Annotated in this window: 19 protein-coding genes; 10 read left to right on the forward strand and 9 right to left on the reverse strand. The window is 64.6% G+C overall.

Features of this window, described 5'->3' with window-relative positions:
• Positions 1-18: 18 nt before the first annotated feature.
• Together ACFOWB_RS26005 and ACFOWB_RS26010 are read right to left on the reverse strand one after the other, a co-directional pair.
• Positions 19-1560 (reverse strand): AAA family ATPase, encoded by a 1542-nt coding sequence (locus ACFOWB_RS26005; RefSeq protein ID WP_261404376.1) that lies wholly within the window; start codon positions 1558-1560, stop codon positions 19-21.
• A 47-nt stretch (positions 1561-1607) separates the two neighbouring features.
• On the reverse strand, positions 1608-2198 hold the full coding sequence (locus ACFOWB_RS26010) for a hypothetical protein (RefSeq protein WP_261404375.1): 591 nt from the start codon (positions 2196-2198) through the stop codon (positions 1608-1610).
• Between the two features lie 270 nt (positions 2199-2468).
• Between ACFOWB_RS26010 and ACFOWB_RS26015 the strand changes: the two genes are divergently transcribed.
• The gene (locus ACFOWB_RS26015) at positions 2469-2711 is read left to right on the forward strand and encodes a helix-turn-helix domain-containing protein (protein WP_261404374.1); all 243 of its coding nucleotides are present in this window, start codon (positions 2469-2471) and stop codon (positions 2709-2711) included.
• 1127 nt (positions 2712-3838) lie between these two features.
• On the opposite strand, the gene ACFOWB_RS26020 is transcribed toward ACFOWB_RS26015, so the two are convergent.
• The 5 genes from ACFOWB_RS26020 to ACFOWB_RS26045 all read right to left on the reverse strand — a co-directional run bounded on the left by ACFOWB_RS26020 (position 3839) and on the right by ACFOWB_RS26045 (position 11519).
• Positions 3839-4075: a hypothetical protein gene (locus tag ACFOWB_RS26020; protein WP_261404372.1), complete on the reverse strand. Its 237-nt coding sequence runs from the start codon at positions 4073-4075 to the stop codon at positions 3839-3841.
• The gene (locus tag ACFOWB_RS26025) at positions 4065-4277 is read right to left on the reverse strand and encodes a hypothetical protein (RefSeq protein ID WP_261404371.1); all 213 of its coding nucleotides are present in this window, start codon (positions 4275-4277) and stop codon (positions 4065-4067) included. The genes ACFOWB_RS26020 and ACFOWB_RS26025 overlap by 11 nt, the downstream gene beginning before the upstream one ends.
• A gap of 155 nt (positions 4278-4432) precedes the next feature.
• Positions 4433-4612, reverse strand: coding sequence for a hypothetical protein (locus tag ACFOWB_RS26030; protein WP_261404370.1), 180 nt, complete (start codon positions 4610-4612; stop codon positions 4433-4435).
• 269 nt (positions 4613-4881) lie between these two features.
• Complete coding sequence (locus ACFOWB_RS26730) at positions 4882-8901, reverse strand: PAS domain S-box protein (protein ID WP_449252288.1); 4020 nt, start codon at positions 8899-8901, stop codon at positions 4882-4884.
• 65 nt (positions 8902-8966) lie between these two features.
• Entirely contained in the window at positions 8967-11519 is a 2553-nt protein-coding gene (locus ACFOWB_RS26045; RefSeq protein ID WP_261404368.1) for an HWE histidine kinase domain-containing protein, read from the reverse strand.
• A 206-nt stretch (positions 11520-11725) separates the two neighbouring features.
• Here ACFOWB_RS26045 and ACFOWB_RS26050 point away from each other — a divergent pair, with 206 nt between their 5' ends.
• The 3 genes from ACFOWB_RS26050 to ACFOWB_RS26060 are packed head-to-tail and all read left to right on the forward strand — an operon-like array spanning position 11726 to position 13415.
• Positions 11726-11887, forward strand: coding sequence for a hypothetical protein (locus ACFOWB_RS26050; RefSeq protein ID WP_261404367.1), 162 nt, complete (start codon positions 11726-11728; stop codon positions 11885-11887).
• Entirely contained in the window at positions 11884-12150 is a 267-nt protein-coding gene (locus ACFOWB_RS26055; protein WP_261404366.1) for a hypothetical protein, read from the forward strand. Before ACFOWB_RS26050 ends, ACFOWB_RS26055 begins: the two co-directional genes overlap by 4 nt.
• Positions 12147-13415, forward strand: a complete 1269-nt coding sequence (locus tag ACFOWB_RS26060; RefSeq protein ID WP_261404365.1) for a cation:proton antiporter — start codon at positions 12147-12149, stop codon at positions 13413-13415. The genes ACFOWB_RS26055 and ACFOWB_RS26060 overlap by 4 nt, the downstream gene beginning before the upstream one ends.
• Positions 13416-13431: 16 nt before the next feature.
• Here the strand turns inward: ACFOWB_RS26060 and ACFOWB_RS26065 are convergent, their stop codons facing one another.
• Together ACFOWB_RS26065 and xth are read right to left on the reverse strand one after the other, a co-directional pair.
• The gene (locus tag ACFOWB_RS26065) at positions 13432-13890 is read right to left on the reverse strand and encodes a DUF1810 domain-containing protein (protein WP_261404364.1); all 459 of its coding nucleotides are present in this window, start codon (positions 13888-13890) and stop codon (positions 13432-13434) included.
• Positions 13883-14707, reverse strand: a complete 825-nt coding sequence (xth, locus tag ACFOWB_RS26070; protein WP_378150316.1) for an exodeoxyribonuclease III — start codon at positions 14705-14707, stop codon at positions 13883-13885. The genes ACFOWB_RS26065 and xth overlap by 8 nt, the downstream gene beginning before the upstream one ends.
• 146 nt (positions 14708-14853) lie before the next feature.
• Between xth and ACFOWB_RS26075 the strand changes: the two genes are divergently transcribed.
• The 6 genes from ACFOWB_RS26075 (at position 14854) to ACFOWB_RS26100 (ending at position 22925) form a co-directional block, all read left to right on the forward strand.
• Positions 14854-17133: an FdhF/YdeP family oxidoreductase gene (locus tag ACFOWB_RS26075; protein WP_378150286.1), complete on the forward strand. Its 2280-nt coding sequence runs from the start codon at positions 14854-14856 to the stop codon at positions 17131-17133.
• Between the two features lie 159 nt (positions 17134-17292).
• A complete protein-coding gene (coxB, locus tag ACFOWB_RS26080; protein WP_261404363.1) occupies positions 17293-18228 on the forward strand; it encodes a cytochrome c oxidase subunit II in 936 nt (311 codons plus the stop codon).
• Positions 18225-20765: a cytochrome c oxidase subunit I gene (gene ctaD / locus ACFOWB_RS26085; RefSeq protein WP_378150289.1), complete on the forward strand. Its 2541-nt coding sequence runs from the start codon at positions 18225-18227 to the stop codon at positions 20763-20765. Before coxB ends, ctaD begins: the two co-directional genes overlap by 4 nt.
• Positions 20762-21157 (forward strand): hypothetical protein, encoded by a 396-nt coding sequence (locus ACFOWB_RS26090; protein ID WP_261404362.1) that lies wholly within the window; start codon positions 20762-20764, stop codon positions 21155-21157. Before ctaD ends, ACFOWB_RS26090 begins: the two co-directional genes overlap by 4 nt.
• Positions 21154-21783 (forward strand): cytochrome c oxidase assembly protein, encoded by a 630-nt coding sequence (locus tag ACFOWB_RS26095; RefSeq protein WP_261404361.1) that lies wholly within the window; start codon positions 21154-21156, stop codon positions 21781-21783. The genes ACFOWB_RS26090 and ACFOWB_RS26095 overlap by 4 nt, the downstream gene beginning before the upstream one ends.
• Positions 21780-22925, forward strand: coding sequence for a c-type cytochrome (locus ACFOWB_RS26100; protein WP_378150292.1), 1146 nt, complete (start codon positions 21780-21782; stop codon positions 22923-22925). Before ACFOWB_RS26095 ends, ACFOWB_RS26100 begins: the two co-directional genes overlap by 4 nt.
• The last annotated feature ends 1 nt before the right edge of the window (position 22926 follow it).

A 22926-nucleotide genomic window follows, 5' to 3' on the forward strand; every position in this document is an offset into this window, starting at 1 on the left:
CCGTCGCGTCAGCGCCGCTCATGAACTAACATTCCAACCGGACCACTCGATGGGGGCCGGCCAATCGATGAGATCGTTGTCGAGGATGCGCGGAAGGGGGTGCAGATGCGTCAGCGCCCTGTCGACGTCGACCGCGATCAGCCTGTCGCCGAGCAGCAGACTGGCGAGCGCATGGCCAGCTTCATGCCCGGCCGCAGTCCGTGTCTCGGCGTCATCCAGCCGGATGCGAGGCGAAAGGGCCTCGTGCAGATCCTTTAAGGTCAAACGCCGATGGCGTTCGCGCGCCAGCTGTCTGGCCTCGCGCACGGCACGCTGGATGTCAGCTCCGCTCATCCCGCCGGAGCGGATGGCGCAGGACCGCAGATCTGCGCGCGAGACTGCGCCCTTCACATAGAAGTCGAAGATGGATAGCCGGTCAGCCTCGTTCGGCAGTCCGATATGGACGATCGTTTCGAGGCGCCCTGAGCGTCTGAGCGCCTTGTCCACTCGATTGAGATCGTTGCACGCGCCGACCACCACTAGGCCAGGAACCTTCACCGCTCCGTCGATCGCGGAAAGGACGGCGTTGACGAAATTCAGCCACCACGACGCCGAGCTGCCCTTCTCCTGATCCCTGTCCACCAGGGAGTCGACCTCGTCGATGAAGAGAAGGCCAGGCTGGAACGACGAGGCCTTCGCGATCGACGCGCGCGCCGCGCTGATGACTGTGCCCAAATGGGTGTCGCCGGTGCTCAGCCACTCGGAGACGGATGTGATGACCGATCCGACCCCAAGGGTCTTGGCAAGCGACTGCGCAAAGATCGATTTGCCAGTACCGGGAGGGCCGACGAGCAGGGCGCCGCGAGGCAGATCGGCCAGAGTGACGCCGGGCTCACCGGCGCGAATGCTCTCGATGACATGAAGGGCGCTGAGCGCCCACCGCTTGGCGTCGCCATATCCGGCAAGCTGATGAATGGTCGGGATGCCATCGCTGTCAGCGCCGCCCTGGATGGCGATCTTGAACCTCTGCAGCGTCTGTTCGGCAGAGGCGCGCGGACGGACAAGCGCGCACAGGCCATCAAGGTCGATGGTGTTGACCGCAGCTATCAGGCCGGCGTCGACCGGGGTTGCGGTCGCCTCGGACAGAGCCTTGGCGACATCCTCGGTGGTCGGCCTCATGATCTCGATCCGGATGTCGGCGGAGTCAGTGAGGATCGGCAGCGGCTCGCTTGCGGGACAGAAGAGCGCGATGACGGACGCTCCTGTCGAGAGCTTGAGCTGAAGCGTCTCGAGGTCGGTATCCTCTTTGCTGGTTCGGACCTTTCGAGGAGCTCCCCTCTTGAAGACGTAAGGGCGGCGGCAGAGCGGAAGAGACTGACAGCGACCTGCGATTGGACCGGCCAGAGCGTTTGCCCAGATCTCGGTCGGAGCGTCGATGACGACGGTGATCTGGTCCTGAACACACGCGTCGATGATGTCGGGGGTAAGGTGCTGGTCGACGACGATTTCGACGAAGATCTGTCTGAACGGGCGCGCGATGGGGCGTTCACCGACGGCGTCGGCGTCTTCGTTTCTGGACATGCTGCTGATTTCTCGAAGTTGGAAAACGAGTTTGCGGAGGGATCTGTTCAGGCGACCGAGATCACGCTCTCTGGACGCATCGGGACCCTGAGATCCATCCTGAGAAAGCCTTCAGCGATCATGGCCAGAACCGCGCCGACCGGATCGTCATGGCCTGCAATCTCCCGCGAGCAGTCTTCCAGGCTGGCGAGCGGATCGGTCTGCAAATGGGCGAGGATGGCCATGCGGTGCGTGGCCGTGATCTGGACGTTGCGGCTGGAGCCGATCAGCGAGCAGTTTGTAAGAAAGACGGTTCTGCGCAGACGCCCCGCTGGCATCAGAAGAACCTTGCGCCGGACCCGCTCGCCATCCTGCTTGGTCGCCAGCAGCGCCCTCTTGTTCAGTTCCCATGAGTTGGAAGTCGCGACGAGAAGAGTGAAGCTTCGGGTGTTGGTCCGGAGTTTCGTGATGACCGCATCGGACGGCCGAAGCCCGTGATAGGCCGCCAGATTGCGGACCATGTCGTCGTCGCCATCCACCTCTACCGGAAGCGCCGAGAGGGCGGTGGTGACCTGTCGAAGAAGGCTTCGGATGTCATCGTTGTCGGAAGGATCCCCGCTCGGACTTGCCCGTATTGGACTGGTCGGCTGGCTGGTCATCGGCTCGTGTCCTGGATTGGCCGAAGCGTGGGCGCCGCGGCGACCGCGATCCTTCCCCTACTCGGCATCGAGGAGGGATTGACCGTCGACCGTCCATGAGCGCGCAACATCATCCACAGCCGCAATCCTTTGCGGTCGTGGTTTTCGGCTATGGTTTGATGGATTGCCCAAAGGTGGGTGGGTCGTCAGAGGCTGGGCGAGCGCATTGATGCATGCCGAATTTTGGGAACTCAATCCAAAAACTCCGTCAGTCTGCCGGAGTGTTTTTTGATGGTTAAGCCTTTTCAAATTCGGGCGGCGAGGGCCATCCTCTCATGGTCGCAACAGCAACTCGCGGAGCGAGCAAAGCTGAATAGGGACAGCATCACGGCTCTGGAAAGCCACGGAGTTCGGACGCATCCCGCGACGCTGAAGGCCGTGATCGACGTCTTCGAGCGGGAAGGTCTCTGCTTTGTTGAAGACGGACAGTCGTTCAAGATCGTAATCGACAAGCGCAGCGCTCACGCTGGGTGACGGCAATCGACTACAGTCGAAAACGTGCAGATAGAGAGCTCGGTCCGCCCAATCCTGGATGGCCGAGACTATCAGTCGGCGCTAAACCTTGGATCTGACGCAATTTCGATGAAGCGCAGCGGGATTATCAGGCACCGATAAGTCGGGCCGCAAGCAGGTCGAGCTTAGCTCGGCCCTACATCTGGCGCTCGATGAGCTTGAGCTTCGTGATCTGTCCTACGGTCGGCCCGTTGGGCCACGGCTCGACAAGGTCCGGTCGGACGGCAACTCGGTCCCGGACCACGCACGCGTAAATGAGCCGAGCAGGGTGGGCGGAGCGTCTGTGATTCAGGGATCAAGCTTCTGCGCGGCGTGGCGCCGAACCATCGCGTGGAAGCGATCGAGCAGGACGCGCGCCTGCGCAAGTTCCGGCGCGCGCAGGGGCCGCTGAAGTGACCGCTCTCGAGATGACGCCACCAATCGCCTGGTCGATAAGCTGACCTGCCCAAGGTCGGCCTTGGGTCAGCCCGGGACGAGGCCGAACCGCTCAGACGCGCCAACAGCGGTCATCTACATCACCGCCAAAATCAGACCTTCAACCTTGAGGCGAGCCAAGCGCAGATGGAGGTTGGAAAGCCATGCTGCATCTGAGGCTTCCATGTTGCAAGCATCAGGCGGCAGGCTTCGACCAACGTCGCTCAACTTTGAGGCGTCCTTGCTGAGCATTTGGTGTTGCCCGAGTAGGCGTCTCGACTAGCCTCGCAATCATGATGAGCTCGGCGGACTGTCTCGCTCTCTTCGTCACGCCTGTCCTCACCGAAAGCGCTTCGGCGCTAGCGCTTGCCCGCTCGGCGATAGAGGAGTTCGTCGCATCCTATGCCCACGCGCCCACAGGCGCGCTGGCTGCATTGCACGAGCTCGAGGCGGCTTGGATTGAGCGGAACCTCGACGGAGCGACGGCCGACTCAATTCTCGCCGACATAAGGTTGCGGATTTCGACCGCAGGTATCTGACGGATGGGTGGGATTGAGGGGCAAGCCTGCGGCTTGCCCCTCTGGCCGCTCCTCGGGGTTGGAGGCTCCGAGAGCGGTTGCCCCACCCTACGCACCAGGCGGTCCAAGCGATGCGCTATCGCATGCGGCGCGCCGTCACTCTCCGATATGGTCTTTACAGCGCTTGAGCACCGACGATCGGTACCAGCGCCAGGTCTCGATCTCGCGCTCGAGCCGCGCGTAGCGCTCCCGAAAATGGATGGTGAGCGGTTCGTTCTCGCCACGCTCGAACGAGCGTTTCAGCTCCTTCGCCAATCTCTGACAGGCGAGCAGCCGCTCCTCGGCGTAGCCAAGTTCGTCGCCCGCTATCCGGACGTCGCGATCATCCGCCAAGGCGAGTGCGGCCGCGCACGGCCCTCTCGCGAGACATTTCCAACTCGGCGATCGATACCCAACGCCCCGTCTCGGTGAAGACGGTTACGGCTTCTCCCGGACGTATCCGGGCAGCTTTGGCGATAGACAGGACGTCGATCTGTAACGCTGCCACCACAGCGGTCTGATGGCCGCGGTTGGTTGTAATGACCGTATAGGACATGCGCGCTCCCCCGAATGCGATCTGCGGGAGGTAGGCGCCTATCGGGAGATTCCAGACCCGGAGCGATCACGTAACTGAAGCGCACTGGATCAGGCCGAGACCTTTAACAGCTCGCGGCGCGCAAATTTTTCCTGAGGCGCTTTCAAATGTCGTCGTCAGGGCTTGGCCAGCGCCTCAAGTTCCTCGACGGTCAAGATCCATCCCGTATCGCTGGCGATGGTGACCTGGTCTCCGTCTTTCTCCAGGTCCTGGACGAGCCTGAGGGCGTCCAGGACCGAGGATGCGACGGTGGCTACCGGACCGCTCTCGGCGGCCGCGATGACCGTGTACGACATGCTGGCGTGGCCTCCGCTACGGCCCCTTCACGGTGCGCTGTTGGGATTTGCGACGCATCAACTTTTGAATCTGCGTCTCGGTTCCAACTGAAGGTATTCACGAACTCCAAAGGTGAGCGCGAGGCGGGAACAGAACGAGACGATCCGGATTCGTTCCGCAAGGTCGGACCGGGAACAGGTTCACCCGAACAAACCCTTCGCGATCGTAAACGTTTCCCGACGCCTGAACCTGGGGCGTAAGTCTCCGCGCCAAAGTTTGGTCGGAAGCTTCAGTCTTCCAGAATCTCACGGATCCGAGACTCAAGCGCGGCGACATCGAAGGGCTTCGTCATCACCGACATTCCCGGCTCGATCTGTCCGTTCCCGACGGCGGCGTTTTCGGCGTAGCCCGTGATGAACATGACTTTCAGTTCAGGCCGAACGATGCGCGCCGCGTCGGCCACCTGCCGGCCGTTCATGCCGCCTGGCAACCCGACGTCAGTGATCAGCAGGTCAATCCTAGCGTTCGAGCTCAGGACTTTCATGGCGCTTGGGCCATCGCCCGCCTCGATGGCCGCGTAACCTGAGTCTTCGAGCACCTCCATCACCAGCATGCGAACTGTCGCCTCGTCGTCGACCACCATGACCGTCTGTCCATCCGTCGCTCGGCGAGGATCGGGCGAGCGGATCTCAGCGGCGGGTTGAATGTCTTCGCCGAGATGGCGAGGTAGGTAGAGACAGATCGTGGTCCCTTGGCCGAGTTCGGAATAGATCCGAACCTGACCGCCCGACTGTCGGGTGAATCCGTAAATCATCGACAGGCCAAGGCCCGTGCCCTGTCCGAGCGGCTTGGTCGTGTAAAACGGCTCGAAGGCGCGCTCGATAACGGTCGGCGACATGCCTGTTCCCGTATCCGTGACGCAGACCGATAAGTACTGGCCTGGGGGTAGCTCCCGCTCCTTTGCCGTGCGGCCGTCGAGCCACCTGTTGGCGGTCTCGATTGTGATCCGGCCGCCGTCAGGCATGGCGTCGCGGGCATTGATCACAAGGTTGAGGATCGCGTTCTCAAGCTGGTGCGGATCGACCAGCGTGCCCCAAAGTCCGCCCGCTCCCACCACATCGACCTCGATCGCCGGGCCGACTGTCCGTCGAAGCAAGTCCTCCATCCCGCTGACCAGGCGGTTCACGTCCGTCGGCTGGGGATCGAGCGTCTGGCGTCGCGAGAAGGCGAGGAGCCGATGGGTCAGCGACGCGGCTCGCTTAGCCGCGCCTTGCGCGACCGTGACGTAGCGCTCAACGTCGTTCAAGCGTCCCTGGCGGATGCGCGTCAGCATCAGGTCGAGCGATCCGGTGATGCCGGTCAGCAAGTTGTTGAAGTCGTGCGCGATGCCGCCCGTGAGTTGGCCGACCGCCTCCATTTTCTGGGCTTGCCGCAATGCATCCTGCGCCGCGACCAGCTCAGCTTCGGCGCGCAGCCGGTCCGAGATGTCGTCGGCGAGGTGATAGGCGCCGATGATGACGCCCTCCGCGTCGCGCAGTGGCGTGTAGGCGACCTCCCACGAGGGCTTCGCGAGATCGGGGTCACCGAACTCTTCGGTCACGGTAAAGGCTTCGCCGCCGAGAGCCCGGGCCATGAAACCGCGAATGATCGCGGCCTGATCCGGCGGGAACAGGTCGGGGAAGACCTCGCCGAGTTGAACCCTGTGGCCGAAAATCCGGAAGAACTCGTCGCTGTGCGCGCTGTTGAACGCGATCAGGCGATATGAGGTGTCGAAAGTGCATATCGGCGAGGCGTTCGACTCGATGATGTCGCCGAACAGCCGGAGTTCGGCGGTTCGTTCAGCGACGATACGCTCGAGCCGCTCCGATGCTCGCCTGGCGTCGTCGATGTCCGTGTTAGCGCCGATCCAGCGAGTAATCCCGCCGTCCTTGCCTCGAACGGGTTCGGCGCGGACGAGAAACCATCGAAACGCTCCGTCGCGGCGACGCATACGGAACTCGGTCTGATAGACGTCTCCGGTCCGCAACGACCGTGACCAGAGTTCGCGCGCGACCCCGAGATCGTCTGGATGGACGATGCCGTTCCACGCATCGGCGCCGTGCAGGTCTCCAAGAGACGCCCCGGTATAGGCGTAGACCTGCGAGTTGAACCAGTAGAGCTCGCCATCCGACGTCGCAGCCCAGACCTGGTTGGGCATGGCCTGCGCGAAGACACGGAACTGCTCCTCGCTTTCCCGAAGGGCGTTCTCCGAGCGCACGCGTTCGGTGGCGGACCGCACGCGCTCCGCGACCTGTCTCATGAGCGCGAGCTCGCTCTCGGACCAGCTCCGGGCTTCGGCGTGATTGGCGTAGAGCAGCGCGACCGTGTCGCCGTGTTCGACCAGCGGCATGTTCACGAACGCCAACGCGCTGATCGCCTGCAGGGCGGACGCGGTCTCGGCCGTTCGCGGATCCTTCGCGGCGTTGGCGATCGCTACGACGACGCCTCGCTTCAGATCCTCGATGTAGGAACCGTAGTCCCTAAAACTCAGGACCCCCGCGATCGTCTTCACACCGGGGGCGTTCCAATCCCGGTCAATCGAAATCGTCTCTCGGCGCTTGTCGACCACTCCGTAACCGACCCTGCTGACCGATAGCGTGCGCCCAAGCACTTCGCAGGCTGTGAAGGCGATTTCGGCCGGATCACGAAGCTCCCGAAGGCGATCGCTGAGTTCGAGCAGCGCGCCCTGATGCAGCTCGATCTCTCGACGCTGACTAATGTCGCTGAAAAAGACCGCGACGGTCCGAGCCTCCGGCGCGCCGATGCGCACGGCGCGGACGTCGAACCAGCGACCGAACACATCGGCACGATTTTCGAAATGCGCCGGCTCTCCGGTCAGCGCCACCGCGCCATAAGTGTCGAGCCAGTGCCGTTCGAGGTTAGGCGCGAACTCGCTGACCCATTTGCCGACGACGTCGGCTCCGGTCTGCCGGGAGAAGGCGGGATTGGCCTCAGCGATCCGGTAGTCAATCGCGCGACCGGCCTGGTCATACTTCATCTCGAGCACGCAGAAACCGACGTCGATCGTCTCGAACAGGGTGCGGTAGCGGGCTTCGCTCGCCTCGAGCGCCTTCGTCGCAATTATGCGCTCGGTGACGTCGACGCCTTCGACGAAGATGCCGGAGACCGCGCCCGAGCCGTCCCGTAGCGGCTGGTAGACGAAGTCCAGATAACGCGCGTCAGGTTCTTTGCCGTCGACGTCCTCTACGGCGAACCGGTAGCCATTGGCCGCAAAGGCCTCGCCGGTTGAATAGACCTGATCAAGAAGCTGAAGGTAGCCCTGCGAAACCGCTTCAGGAAGCGCGTCGGCTACCGTTCTACCGACCACGTCACGTCCGCCGACGAGCCGGGTATAGCCTGGGTTTACCCGCACAATCTGATGGTCTGGTCCCCGCAGCATCGCCATGAAGGTCGGCGCCTGCGCGAACATCGTGGCGAGCTGCTCCCGCTCGGCGGCGATGTCTCGGTCGCGCAGCACGTCAGCCGTGATATCGCGAGCGACGCCGGCGAACCTGATCGATCGACCGCCATCGGTCTCGAACTCGCCTTTGCGCGAGATCCAGCGAAGCTCGCCGTCATTGGCGCGACGGATCCGATAGACGACATCGGTCGGCGAGACGCCGTCGCGCCGGCCTTCCTGGTGCGACACCAGCCCTTGATCGTCAGGGACGACCAGACGCTCGAACTCGGCGGCGTCGAATGTCGCGTGCTCGGGCATGCCGTAGAGGCGACAGAACTCGGGCGTGGCATGAAGCACGTCGTCGTCAACGCTGACCCAGAATACGCCGACCCCGCCCGCCTCCTGAGCTCGCCGGAGCCGAGCCTCGGCCTGCACCAGAGCTCGGCCATGCAGGTGCTGTTCGGTACGGTCGCGCAGCACCTTCACGAAGCCGATGTGGGCGCCGTCCCGGCCCTTCAGCGGCATCATCTCGCCGCTGGCCCAGAAGCGTTCGTCGCCCTTTCGCTGATGCCAACATTCGTCGATGGCCCGGCCGCTCGCAAGAGCCTCGCGCATTTCGCTTTCCAAGCGGCCGTCGACGCGGTCCTCGGGGGTGAAGAACGCTCGGGCGGACTGGCCGATCATCTCCTGCGCGGTCCAACCAAGGATGCGCTCGGCGCCGGCGTTCCAGTCCGTAACGACGCCGACGCGGTCCGTGGCGACGATGGCGAAGTCGGTGACGCTTTCGAGGATTGCGAGCTGACGAAGCAGCTTGTCTTCGATCTCGCTGGCGCTTTTGTCGCCGAAGCGGACGCACGTGTCGTCAGCCATGCCCGCCCCATCCGTCGAGAGCCCGCTGCGCTCCGATGTTGGTCACGTTCATGGCTGTTCCGCCTTCAGACAATGAGTTCCTCGAGGACCCGCGCGATGCCCTCGATCGTGTAGGGCTTCTGGATCACGGTGCGGCTTTTATGGTCCTCCGGCAGTACGGCCTGCTCGCCATAACCTGTTGCGAACACGAATGGGACGTTGAGCTGGCGAAGGCGGTCGGCCACAGTGAAGCTGGTCTGGTCGCCAAGATTGATGTCGAGGACGGCGATGGTCGGCTGATCGGCGTCGATCAGGTCGAGAGCGCTTTCGACCGCCGACGCTGTCATGACCTCGGCCCCCAACCGCCTGAGAATGTCTTCAGCGTCGAGCGCAATGATCAGGCTGTCCTCGACGAGCAGCGCTTTGTGCCCCTTGAGGAACTCCGTAGGCGTGTTTGATGAGTGCATTGGCGAGTGCCGCGCAGCCTTAATGATGATCGGTGGCTGCGGACCTGCCGTGTCGGAGACATGGCGGGCTGGGATCAAGAAAGTCGCCTTCACTCCGTCTGAGGCGTAGTCGATCTCAGCCTTGCCGCCGAGGTCATAAGGAACGGAGCGGCCGATGATCGTCGTGCCAAATCCCTTTCGGGTCGGAGGCTCGACCGGTGGGCCACCGCGCTCCAGCCAGTCGAACTGCAGGCCGCCGTCCTCGGTGCGATTCCAGGATACATCGACATGGCCGCCAGCCGACAGGCTGCCGTACTTGGTCGAGTTCGTGACGAGCTCGTGCACCACGAGCGCCATCGTCGAGTAGGCCTGCGGGTTCAGCATCACGGGCTCGCCTGTGACGTGGACGCCATTGTCCTCAGCGTCCAGGAATGCCTGCGCTTCGGCGTCGATCAGGGCGCGGATTGGGGCCGGTCCCCAGTGATCGTCGGTGATCTGGTTGTGAGCTCGCGCCAGCGCATGGATGCGACCATCCACCAAGCTGACGAAGTCCTCGATCTTGTCGGAGGGCGGCTTGGCCTGGCGTATCAGCCCGCGGATCACGCCGAGGATGTTGCGGACCCGATGGTTGAGCTCGGCGATGAGCACTTCTTGTTTGCGGCTCGCGCGGTCGCGCTCGGCGCTGGCCTCGCCCGCGAGCCGAAGCACGACCTCAATCAGCGTCGCCCGGAGCGTCTCGGCCACGCGGATCTCAGGAGGGGTAAAAGGTCTGCTGTGTCCTTTCACAAGCTGCTGCCATTCGGCGAAGCTCTCGCGGGGCGTCAATCGCGGACCGTTCGGGCCGAAGCTGACCGGCTTGTGTGGGTCGCCGGCCCAGCGCACCGACCGGACCATCTCCTCGCGGAACAGGATGACGTAGTCGCGCGGCGCCCGGGAGATCGGGATCGCGAGCATGCCAGCTGAGCGATCCGCGAACTCCTCTGCGCCGGGCATGAGCGAGGCGATCTCATCGGTAGCGAACACTCGGCCCGCAGCAGTGACGTTTAGCGTCCGGACGATGCGGGTGAACTCCTCGGTGGACGGAGTAACGCCTGAAAACGCGTAGCTGCCGTTGATCCAGACGCCCACGCCCTCGGCCGGGATGACGTGCGTGAGGATACCCGCGAGCCACTCCGGATCCTTCAGCAGCATCTCATTCGTGGCGACGGCGCCGAGGAGCTGGTCGGACACGTCCCGGGCTTGCCGCTCGTAGTCGAGCACTTCCTTGCGCTCGCGACCTTCGAGGCGCATCGAGTACATCTGGGCGAACAGCTCGCAGACCGACCGCACCTCGAAGCTTGGCAATTTCGGCGAATAGTGGTGGCAGGCGAAAAGCCCCCAGAGCTCGCCATCGACGATGATCGAAATCGACATGGAGGCGCAGACCCCCATGTTCTTCAGGTACTCGATGTGGATCGGCGAAACCGACCGTAGGATCGACAGCGACAGATCGAGAACCTTGCCCTTTTCGTCTCGCCCCGGGTGGATCGGCACTGGGACCGTGTCGACATCGGAAATGACCCGAAGCAGGTTCCGCTTGTAGAGCTCGCGCGCCTGGACCGGGATGTCGCTCGCCGGATAGTGCAGGCCCTTGAACGACCCGATCCCAGGCTTGGAGGTCTCCGCAACGACCTCGCCCGAACCGTTCTCAGCGAACCGGTAGACCATCACGCGGTCGAACCCGGTGAGCGCGCGAACCTGGCGGGCGCCTTCAGTGTAGAACGCCGACGCGTTCGTCACGAGCTCCAGACGGGACACCATGGCACGGACGAGGCTGGTCGTATCGCCATGCCGTTCGGCCGCCGGCTGCGCCTCGATCACGATCTGCCCGCAAGACAAGTGGATGCCGACATCGAACGGTCCGGCCCTATCCGACAACTTCAGGTCGAAGACCTTGTCGACGGCGTTTGGGCCGCGGAGCGTCGTCAGCCGGTTTCGGAGACTGTGGATCGCTTCTGGGAGGAAGATCTCGTCGAGCGGCCGGCCGATGAGGCTCTCGTCCATCTCACCCAGGAACTCGCCGACATTCGTCGAGGCGCGCGCGACGATCCAGTCGAGGGTGAGCGCGAGGAGAAAGCCGATGGGCTGAATAGCGCCGAGGAGATGGATAGGCTCGCGGTCGCAGTTCGTGAGGTCGACGTCGTGGCGGTTCATGGAGCCTGCAAGAGCACAGACGGCCGACGGGCCGCCAAATCAACGGGTGCGCAACGCGGATAAGGGAGGATCGGTTCGGCCTGATTGGCCTATGTTTTTCGCCTTAGCAGACGTAGGCGTCTTTATCTAACGCCGGCGCCTCAACACCACTCGCTGTGCTGAACCTTCGATCCCTCCGCCCGTTGCCTTCAAAAGAGGAGCCGACGATGGATGTTGAGATCTTCGAGTTCGAACCGGGCCGCTGGTCCTACAAGCTCGGCAGCGCGCCGTCTGTCGAAACTTTCCCGTCGCGTGAGGCAGCGCTAATCGCGGCTGAACAGGTCAGGGACAAGCAGGCCCAGGCGCCAAAGCCAGAGAACGGCGAATGAGCCTGACCACCAATGATGGGTTCATCATTGAAACCCACGACACGCGTCGAGCTGGCGATGGCGACAAGATCACCCGCTGGATTGTCCTGGCATTGGATGAGACTGAGGCTCTTGGCCTGCTGAAAGCGGAGATGCCGGACCTCGACCACAGGATCGTCGCGAGCGGAGACGACATCCGAGCTCAGGCAAGACGGCTTGGGATCGAACCCGGCACGTACCGCCAGACAGACATGACCGGTCTCTCCCCTCAATCTGACCGATGAACCTGCCGCAAGATTGGCTGCCGGACGCCTACATTCTCGGGCTGACAGGCGCTGGATTGCTTATCGCTCTGGTGGTTTGGCTGCCGCTGGCTCTACGACGGCTTCCGCTTTCGTTACCGATCGTCTGCATCGCGATCGGAGCGGCGTTCTTCGCCCTCCCGCAGGTCACGTTCAAACCGCTGCCGCTGCGTTATCCCGAGCTCACAGAGCGGCTTGCGGAGTTCGTCGTCATCATCGCGCTGATGGGCGCTGGGCTTCGGATCGATCGTGTCTTCGGAATCCGTCGCTGGTCTGTCGCCCTTCGGCTCATCGTCATAGCGATGCCGCTCAGCATCGCGGCGATCACCGCTATCGGCGGGTGGCTGCTCGGCCTGTCCTGGACGGTCGCCTTACTGCTCGGCTCAGTGCTCGCTCCGACCGATCCTGTTCTCGCGTCCGACGTTCAGGTCGGTCCGCCGCGAACTGAGGACGAGGACGAGGTCCGGTTCGGGCTAACCGCCGAGGCTGGTCTCAACGACGGTTTCGCGTTCCCCTTCGTGCATCTGGCGATCGCGCTCGCCGCGTCGGCGGCGACCGGAAAGGCGTGGCTGGCAGAATGGATCGCGATCAATGTTGTCTGGGAGATCGTCGTCGGGATCGCGGCCGGCTATTTGATCGGCCGGGCGTTTGGATGGCTGACGTTCCATGTGCCAGCCAAAACCAAGCTCGCCAAGACCGGCGACGGCTTGATCGCGCTGTCGGCGACCTTCGTTTCCTACGGCCTCACCGAAATCATCCACTGCTACGGCTTCCTCGCCGTCTTCGTGACGGCGCTGACGTTCCGGCACGCCCACCGCGACCATGAGTTTCAGGTCGGCATGCATGAGCTCGCCGAGCAGATCGAGCGCATCACCATGATGGCGCTGCTGCTACTGTTCGGTGGCGCGCTCGTCAGCGGCCTCCTGGCTCCGCTCCAATGGGTCGACGTTGTTGCGGCCTTCGCCGTGCTTCTCATCGTTCGGCCGATCGCTGGCCTTGTTGGATTGATTGGACACGAGGCCAACTGGAAGGAGCGGTTGACGCTCGCGTTCTTCGGCATTCGAGGCGTGGGATCGATCTATTACCTGGCCTTCGGCCTGAACCACATGACCGTCGAAGGCGCCGAGAGGCTATGGGCAATTGTTGGCCTCGTTATCTTAGTCTCGATCCTGATGCACGGCCTGACGGTCACGCCGATCATGCGCCAACTCGATCGAAGCCAAGGACGCGACCCGGATTTCGTTTGACGGCCCCGGCTTCGTTTCAATCAGCGCCGGTCGACGAACTGGACCGGCCGACAAGCTCAAGCGTCCGCGGATCGCGGCGCCCATTGCAGAACGTATCGATAGCTTGGCTGAAGCTTGCTGCTGCGCCGTCCGAGGTGAGTTCGAAGAGCGTCATCGACGAGCAAAATTTCATGTCGTCCGGCGCGCCAAAAATCTCATGGACCGTCCGCCCATTCAGGCCGAGGACCGCGTCGACGCACTCTCTTAGCCGATCTCCGAGAATTGGATGCGCGAGATAGGCGCGGGCTTCGTCGAGCGACGAAAGGCCATAGAATTGAGCGGTCGACGAGATCCCGAGCCCACGAAGCTGCGGAAACACGAACCACATCCAATGGCTCGTCTTGCGGCCGGCTTGAAGCTCGCGCAGAGCCTGATCGAACACGCCGCCATGTTGCGCCGCTACAAAGCGCTCGAGATCATGAGCCTGGTCAGCCATTGCTCTTGCCCCCATCCGTCCTGGCCTTGCGAGGCTTCGGCGCGGCGTTCGTCATCTCCACCCACACTGGCGCGTGGTCGCTTGCTTTCGGCCATCCGCGAACCTCACGGTCGACGCCGGCGCGCTTCAGCCGCGGAGCGAGCCATGGGCTCAAGAGCAAGTGATCGATGCGCAGCCCCGCGTCCCGGCCCCAAGCGTTTCGGAAGTAGTCCCAAAACGTGTAGATGCGCTCGTCGGGATGGAGCTTGCGAAGAGCATCAGTCCAACCCTGGGCGACAAGGCCGTGGAAAGCCTCGCGGACTTCCGGCCGAAACAGCGCGTCGTCGAGCCACCGCTCCGGCTTGTAGACGTCAAGGTCGGTCGGCATAACGTTGAAGTCGCCGATCAGCGCCGCGGGCACGTCTGCAGCTAGCAACTCCGACGCATGCCGCGTGAGGCGGTCAAACCATTCGAGCTTGTAGTCGAACTTTGGACCCGGCGTCGGGTTGCCGTTTGGCATGTAGAGGCAGCCGATCAGCACGCCGTTCACCGCCGCCTCGATGTAGCGGCTTTGCTCGTCCTTCGATCCCCCGGGTAGCCTGCGCCGCGTCTCCACCGGATCGGCGCCGCGCGCGAGGATAGCAACCCCGTTCCACCTGCTCTGGCCGTGCCAGATCGCGCCATAGCCGGCGTCTCGGATCGCGGCCTCGGGGAACTTCGCCTGGGGCGCTTTCAGCTCCTGAAGACATACCGCGTCGGGCTTCGCCTGATCCAGCCAATCGAGCAGGACCTGAAGCCGGCCGTTGACGCCATTGACGTTGAAGGTGGCGAGTTTCAGGGCGTTGTCTCCGTAGCTTAACGGTGCGAGCTCGAACGGCGTTCAGCCACACCTCGTGCCAAGGAACGCTGCTCTCTGGCAGCCGTTGCACGTAGCGGCGCCGGTCAGACAGTGACCGACGCCAGCCATGTCGAGGAGCCGACAGTATGGCGCGTGACACCCACATCGAGAGCTATGACGGTCCGGCCGGCGGCTGGGGCTCGGCGAAGTCCGTCGCTCATGCGCTCGCGCACCACGGGGCACCGGTCAGGGGCGCGGCGGCGCTCTGGAAGCAGAACAAGCCGGGCGGCTTCGCCTGCGTCAGCTGCGCGTGGTCGAAGCCCCGCAACCCGCATGTGTTTGAGTTCTGCGAGAATGGGGCCAAGGCGACCGCCTGGGAGCTGACCTCGAAGACGGTCGGGGCGGAGTTCTTCGCGCGCCACACGCTGACCGAGCTCGAAGGCTGGACGGATTTCGACCTCGAGGATCAGGGCCGGCTGACCGAGCCGCTGAAGTTCAACAGCGCGACGGACACATACGAGCCGATCGCCTGGGAGACGGCGTTCGAAGAGATCGGCGCGACGCTGAAGGGCACCGAGCCGAAGCGGTCGGTGTTCTACGCCTCCGGCCGAGCCTCGCTCGAAACCTCCTATATGTATCAGCTGCTGGCGCGGGCCTACGGCACCAACAGCCTGCCGGACTCGTCCAACATGTGCCACGAGAGCACCTCGGTCGCGCTGCCCGAGAGCATCGGCGTGCCGGTCGGCACCGTGTTCCTCGAGGATTTCGACCGCGCGGACCTGATCTTCTTCTTCGGCCAGAACGTCGGGTCGAACGCGCCCCGAATGCTGCATCCGCTGCAGGAGGCGGCCAAACGCGGCGTGCCGATCATCACGTTCAACCCGCTGAAAGAACGCGGGCTCGAACGCTTCACCAACCCGCAAGCTCCGACCGAAATGCTGACCGGCGCCGAGACCCGGATCTCGACGCAATATCATCAGCTCAAGGCCGGCGGCGACCTCGGGACACTGTTTGGGATGTGCAAGGCGCTGATCGCGCTCGACGACGCGGCGGCGCCGTCCGCCAAAGTCATCGACCACGGCTTCATCGCCGAGCACTGCCACGGCTACGAGGCGTTCGCTCAAGCCTGCCGCGCCAGGGACTGGTCTGAACTCGAGCGCCATTCCGGGCTGACGCGGGACGCGATGGAGGCGGCGGCCGCCGTCTACGCCACCTCCACCGCCGCGATCGGTGTCTACGGCATGGGCATGACCCAGCACCGGACCGGCGTCGAGAACGTCCAGATGCTGATGAACCTGCTGCTGATGAAGGGCAATATCGGCCGCCCCGGCGCCGGCATCTGCCCGGTGCGTGGGCACTCGAATGTGCAAGGCCAGCGCACGGTCGGCATCACCGAGAAGGTGAAGCTCGCGCCGCTCGACAAGCTGAAGGAGCTCTATGGCTTCGAACCGCCGCGCGAGGACGGCATGGCGACCGTCGACGCCTGCAAGGCGATCATCGGCGGCGAGGTCGAGGCCTTCCTCTCGCTCGGCGGAAACTTCCTGCGCGCCGTGCCCGAGACCGGGCTGATGGAACAGGGCTGGCGCAAGCTGAAGCTCTCGGTCCAGATCGCTACCAAGCTCAACCGCAGCCATGTGGTGCACGGCCGGGCGGCCTATCTGCTGCCGTGCCTCGGCCGCATCGAGATCGACCGGCAGGCGGGCGTCCCGCAGATGGTCTCGGTCGAGGACTCGACCTCGCACTTCCACGCCAGCCGCGGCTTCGCGGAGCCCTGCGCCGAAACGCTGATGTCGGAGCCCGCGATCGTGGCCGGCATCGCCAAGGCGACGCTTGCGGAAAACCCCGCGATCGACTGGGACGGCTGGACCGCCGACTACGCGCGCGTTCGCGACGCGATCGAGGCGACCTATCCAAAAGTGTTTCCGGGCTTCAACGCCCGCATCGACACGGCCGGCGGCTTCCCCAAACCGATTACGGCGCGGGAGCGCGAATGGAACACAGAGACGGGCAAGGCCAACTTCATCTTCCCGAAAAGCCTCGATGAAGACCCAGACATGCCGGCGCCGCAGCCGGATGCGTTTCGACTGATCACTCTGCGCTCGAACGACCAGTTCAACACTACGATCTACGGCTATGACGACCGCTTCCGCGGCGTCGACGGCACGCGGATGATCGTGTTCATGAACCGGAACGACATCGCCCGGCTGTCGCTGAAGGACGGCCAGACGGTCGCGATGCGCACGGTGGCGGATGATTTCGAGCGCGAAGTCTCTGGCTTCCGGATCGTGGACTACGACATCCCGGAAGGCTGCGTCGGGGCTTACTATCCCGAGTGCAACCCGCTTATCCCGCTCTGGCACCACGCCAAAGGCTCGAAGGTGCCGGCCGCGAAATCGATCCCCGTGACGTTGCGCGCGATCGACTAGCGACAGCCGCGCCGCGAGGGCTTCTCTCACACCCGCGTGATCACCAGTTTTGAAGGTATCCAAGTCTTTGCCGGCGTCGCCCGTCGCCATAGGTTGGACCAACACTTCGAACCGGGGTCCGGCGGAATCCGCACTCTCCTAATTCGCACCGGCGCGATCGTGACGCTCGGCGTAGGCCTTTCGGCCTGCGCCGGCGTCCAATCGGCGCTCGACCCGGCTGGCCACGAGGCCCGCGAGGTCGCGACCCTGTTTTGGGTGATGCTGATCGGCGCCGCGGTGGTGTGGACAGCCGTGATCGGCGTCGCGGTCTACGCGTCTCGGTTCAAGTCGGGGCCTTACGACGATGCGGTCGGCCACCGCGTGATCCTCTGGGGCGGGGTGGCGTTTCCGACCGTCGTCTTGGCGGGACTGCTGGTCTACGGCCTTGGCCTGATGCCCAAGCTGCGAGAGCCTGGCGAAGGCCTGCGCATCGATGTTTCGGGAGAGCAGTTCTGGTGGCGCGTGACCTATCGCCCGAAGGACGGCGCGGCGGTCGCGAGCGCCAACGAAATCCGGATCCCGGTCGGCGAGCGTGTCGAGTTCGCGCTGACGAGCCCGGACGTCATCCACGCGTTCTGGATTCCGGCGCTCGGCGGCAAGGTCGACATGATCCCCGGCCGCGTGAACCGACTGGTGCTGAAGGCTGAAAAGCCCGGCGTCTATCGCGGGGCCTGCACCGAATTCTGCGGCGCGAGCCATGCGCTGATGGCCTTCGACGTCCGCGTGATGGAGAAGCCCGCCTTCGAGGCGTGGCTGAAGGCGCAGTCCGCGCCGCCGCCGAGCGCCAAGGGCCAGGACCTCTTCACGCGACACGGCTGCGGGGCGTGCCACCAGGTGAGCGGCACGGACGCCAAGGGCGAGGTCGGACCCGAACTCACGCGCTTCGGAGACCGCCTGACGGTCGGGGCAGGACTTCTGCCGAACACGCCCAAGAACGTCGCCCGCTTCATCCGCGAGACCGACACGCTCAAACCCCGTTCCAAGATGCCGGCCTATAGCGCGCTGTCGAACGAGGATGCGCTCGAGATCGCGAACTGGCTCGGGAGCCTGAAATGACCGAAGCCGCCCGCGCCCCATCCCCGCAGGACGATCCGGAACTCCGTAAGGCCCAGGAAGCCCGGCTCGAGAAGGTGTGGGAGACCCCGTCCGGCCTCCGCTACTGGTCGGCGGTCAACAATTCTGAGGTCGGGCTCTGGTACACCGCGACCGCGCTCGCCTTCTTCCTGTTCGCCGGCGTGCTTGGGCTGATGATCCGCACGCAGCTTGCCGTGCCGGGGAACGACTTCCTCTCGGCCACCTTCTACAATCAGGTCTTCACGCTGCATGGCACGGCGATGATGTTCCTGTTCGCCGTCCCGATCTTCGAGGCGGTGGCGATCATCATCCTGCCGGAAATGCTGGGCGCGCGGGACCTGCCGTTCCCGCGGCTTTCCGCCTTCGGCTACTGGTCGTTCCTGCTCGGCGGCGTCTTCGTCTGCGGCTCGATCTTCTTCAACGCCGCGCCCGACGGCGGCTGGTTCATGTATCCGCCGCTCACGACGGATGAGAAGCAGACCGGGATCGGGGCCGACGTCTGGCTCTTGGGGCTGTCCTTCATCGAAGTCGCGTCGATCGCCGCCGCCGTCGAGCTCATCGTCGGCACCCTAAAGTGCCGGCCGCCCGGCATGCGCATCAACATGATGCCGCTCTACGCCTGGTACGTGTTGGTCGTCGCCGGCATGATCCTGTTCGCGTTCCCGCCGCTGATCGCGGGCGACATCCTGTTCGAGCTCGAGCGGATGTTCGACTGGCCGTTCTTCGACCCCAAGCGCGGCGGCGACCCGCTGCTCTGGCAGCACCTGTTCTGGATCTTCGGCCATCCGGAGGTCTACATCGTGTTCCTGCCGGCGATCGCGCTGCTTGCGATGATCATCCCGACCTTCGCGCAGCGTCCGATCCTCGGCTATTCGTGGATCGTGCTGGCCGCGGTCGGCACCGGCTTCCTGTCGTTCGGCCTGTGGGTCCACCACATGTTCACGACGGGCCTGCCTTCAATCTCGCTCGCGTTCTTCTCTGCGGCATCGGAAGCCGTCGCGATCCCGACCGGCGTGCAGATCTTCGTGTTCCTCGCGACGCTTCTCGCCGGCCGGGTCGTCTACTCGACCCCGATGCTGTTCGCGATCGGGGCGCTCGGCATCTTCACGTTCGGCGGGCTGACGGGCGTGATGGTGGCGCTCGCGCCCTTCGACTGGCAGGCGCACGACACCTATTTCGTGGTGGCGCACCTGCACTACACGCTAATCGGCGGCATGTTCTTCCCGCTGATCGCCGGGCTCTACTACTTCTACCCCTTCGCCATGGACCGGAAGCTGTCGGACCGCCTCGGCAAGTGGGGCTTCTGGCTGATGTTCGTCGGCTTCAATGTCACGTTCCTGCCGATGCACATTACGGGTCTGCGCGGCATGCCGCGTCGCGTCTTCACCTATACCGAAGGCCTCGGCTTCGACACGCTCAACATGGTCTCGACCGTCGGGGCCTTCGTGTTCGCGGCGGGCGTGCTGGTCGTGACCTGGGACGTGCTGCGGCCGAAGGGCAAGGAGCCCTACGCCGAGCGCAATCCGTGGAACGCGGGCACGCTCGAATGGCTCTCCGAGAACCCCGGCAAGGACTGGGGCGTGCGGACCGTTCCTGTCGTCACCACGCGATACCCGCTCTGGCAGCAGCCGAATTTCGTGCGCGACTACGACGAGGGCCGCTTCTACCTGCCCGACGCCGAGGAAGGGAAACGCGAGACGCTGATCACCTCGGTGCTCGACGCCCGGCCGATCCAGTGCCTGCGCGTGCCGGGAAACACCTTCATGACCATGGGGGCGGCGTTCCTGACCGGCGGCGCCTTCATCGCCGCGACCTTCTACGCCTGGACCCTCACCATTCTGTTCTCGATCGCGGCGCTGATCTCGATTCTGATCTGGCTCTGGCGCGGCACTGCGGTGATCCCGGAGAAGGCCGAGAAGGACGTCGGGCTCGGCCTGAAACTTCCGCTTTACGTGTCGGGTCCGGACTCGGTCGGCTGGTGGGCGATGTTCATCACCATGATCGGAGACATGGCGGCCTTCGCCAGCCTGCTGTTCGGCTACTTCTTCTACTGGACGATCCATTCGACCGCCTTCCCGCCGACGGCAGGCGCCGGGCCCGGACAGTTCTGGCCCGCGGTCGCGCTGATGCTGGTGCTGGCCTCATGGGGCGCGATGCTGCTTGCGCGCAGGGCGAACGCCGCCGACAGGCCGGGAAACTTAAGGTTCTGGCTGATGGGTTCGGCAGTGCTCGCGGTCGCGGGCGGCGCGGCGCTGCTCTGGGGGCCGCACGAGACAGGGCTCGACCCGACCTCCCATGTATACCCTGCGACCGTATGGGTCATCGCGATCTGGACCGCGGTGCACTTGGGCGTCGGTGTGATCATGACGCTCTACTGCCTCGCCCGCTCGGCCGCCTCGAAGCTGACGGCGGCCCATGACATCGACATCCACAATGTCGTGCTCTACTGGCACTTCGCGCTCGTCACGATGACCGTCACGGTCGCGGTGCTGGCGCTGTTTCCGCTGGCGGTCCGATGATCGCCTCGACGCGCGCCAACCTGATCACGCTGATCACCGCCCCGACCATCTGGGCGTTTCATTTCCTCGTCTGCTACATCGCGGCCTCGATCCATTGCGCCAAGGCGATGACGAACGCGCGCGTGTTCTTGGGCCCCGAATGGCCTGACGTGACGCTGGCGCGGATCATCATCGCAGGAGCGACGATCGTCGCGATGGTCGCCATCGCCTGGTCGAGCCGGCAGGCTTGGCGGCACTGGGGCGACGGGGACGCCGAGCCGCCTTACGACGACGCCACCCTCGACGACCGCCAGCAGTTCCTAGGCTTCGCCACCATCCTGCTCTGCGGCCTGTCGTTCATCGGCGTGATCTTCGTGGCGCTGCCGGCGGTGTTCATCGGGGACTGCCGGTGAACCGCGGCGCGTTCACGGTCCTCGGCGGAGCGGCCCTTGCTCTGGCGTGGTCGCCGCTACCGGCGACCGTCTTCGGCCACGGCTTCGCAGCCCACATGACGAGCCACATGACGGTCGTCGCCATCGCAGCGCCGCTGCTGGCGCTCGGGCTCGTCGGCTCAAAATCTGACCCGTCGCTGCATCGCCCAACACTGTTCGCCGCCGTGCCGGTCTCGCTCGTCGAACTCGTGGTGGTCTGGGGCTGGCACGCGCCGGCCGCGCACGATCTTGCCCGCTCGAACGGCTTCGCCTTCGCGGCCGAACAAGCCTCGTTCCTTGTCGCAGGCCTCTGGCTCTGGATCGCCTGCCTTGGCCATGGCGGCTCGAGGCCAGGCGCCGCGCAGGGGACGGTCGGCATGCTGCTGACCTCGATCCACATGACGCTGCTCGGCGTGCTGCTCTCGACCACGACGATCCCGCTTTATGCCGCCCATCATGGCGGCTCGGCCGACGCCCTCCATCAGCAGCATGTCGGCGGGATCGTCATGCTGCTGGTCGGCGGCGGCGTCTATCTCGCAGGCGGGCTTGCGCTTGCCGCCCGGCTGCTGCGGGAAGGTCCGGCCGCCGATGCGGGGACCGGCCGATGAAGTGGCGTATCGATTTCTTCGTCACGCCGTTGCGCGTCGCGCTCGCGGCCGTCGCGGTTGCGGGTGGCGTGCTGGCGTTCGGCTGGTCTGGCCTCTTCAGCGTCGCGGCGACGAGCGGCCACTGGCCGATCACCGACTGGTTCCTGCACTACGTCATGATCAACTCGGTCAAGACGCATTCGATCGCGGTCGAGACGCCGAGGAACCTCGATGATCCGGCGCTGATCGCCCGCGGCGCCGGGCACTACGCGAGTGGCTGTGCGAGCTGTCACGGCGCGCCGGGGCGGCCGCGGAACCCGGTCATCCGCGAGATGGTCCCGACCGCGCCGGACCTCGACGCCAAGGTCCCGACCTGGGAGCCGAAACACCTGTTCTGGATCGTGAAGAACGGGGTGAAATACGCCGGCATGCCCGCCTGGGTTTCGGCCGAGGAGCGCGAGGACGAGGTCTGGGCGGTGGTCGCGTTCTTGCTCAAGCTTCCGGGGATGTCCGACGAGACTTATCGCCGTCTCGCCATGGGACAGGAGAACGACGGAGCGGTCGGCGGTCTCACGGCGCTGGCGCATCGCGCGCAGGGACGCGGCCTTCGCGAGGATGTTCTGGCCGACTGCGCCCGCTGCCACGGCCGCGACGGCATGGGACGCGACGGCGACGCCTTCCCGGTCATCGCCGGCCAGAGCGAGGACTACATTTACGACACGCTCGCGGCCTATGCGCTGAACAAGCGCTACAGCGGCGTCATGGAGACGGCGGCGGCGCGGTTGCCATACTCCGACATCGCCGCGCTCGCCGAGCACTATGCCGCCCAGCCGCGCAAACCGGTCGAAGGCGCGAAGCCGCTCGATCCGGCGCTGGTCGCGCGGGGCGAGAAGATCGCGCGCGAAGGCCTTCGCGACACCGGCACGCCCGCCTGCTCGTCATGCCACGGGCCCGGTCGCGAGACGCCGAACCCGGCTTACCCGAAGCTCGCCGGCCAACACGCGTCCTATCTCGAAACCCAGCTCACGCTCTGGGAGAAAGAGCATGACAGCCGCGGCGGCGGACCCTTCTCCGGGATCATGCGCAAGATCGCGTTCGGGATGACGGAAGCCGACATCAAGGCGGTCGCCGCTTACTACGCCTCGCTGCCGCCCGGGGAATGAA

The organism is Chenggangzhangella methanolivorans (assembly GCF_042648545.1).
Taxonomy (GTDB): Bacteria; Pseudomonadota; Alphaproteobacteria; order Rhizobiales; family Methylopilaceae; genus Methylopila; species Methylopila methanolivorans.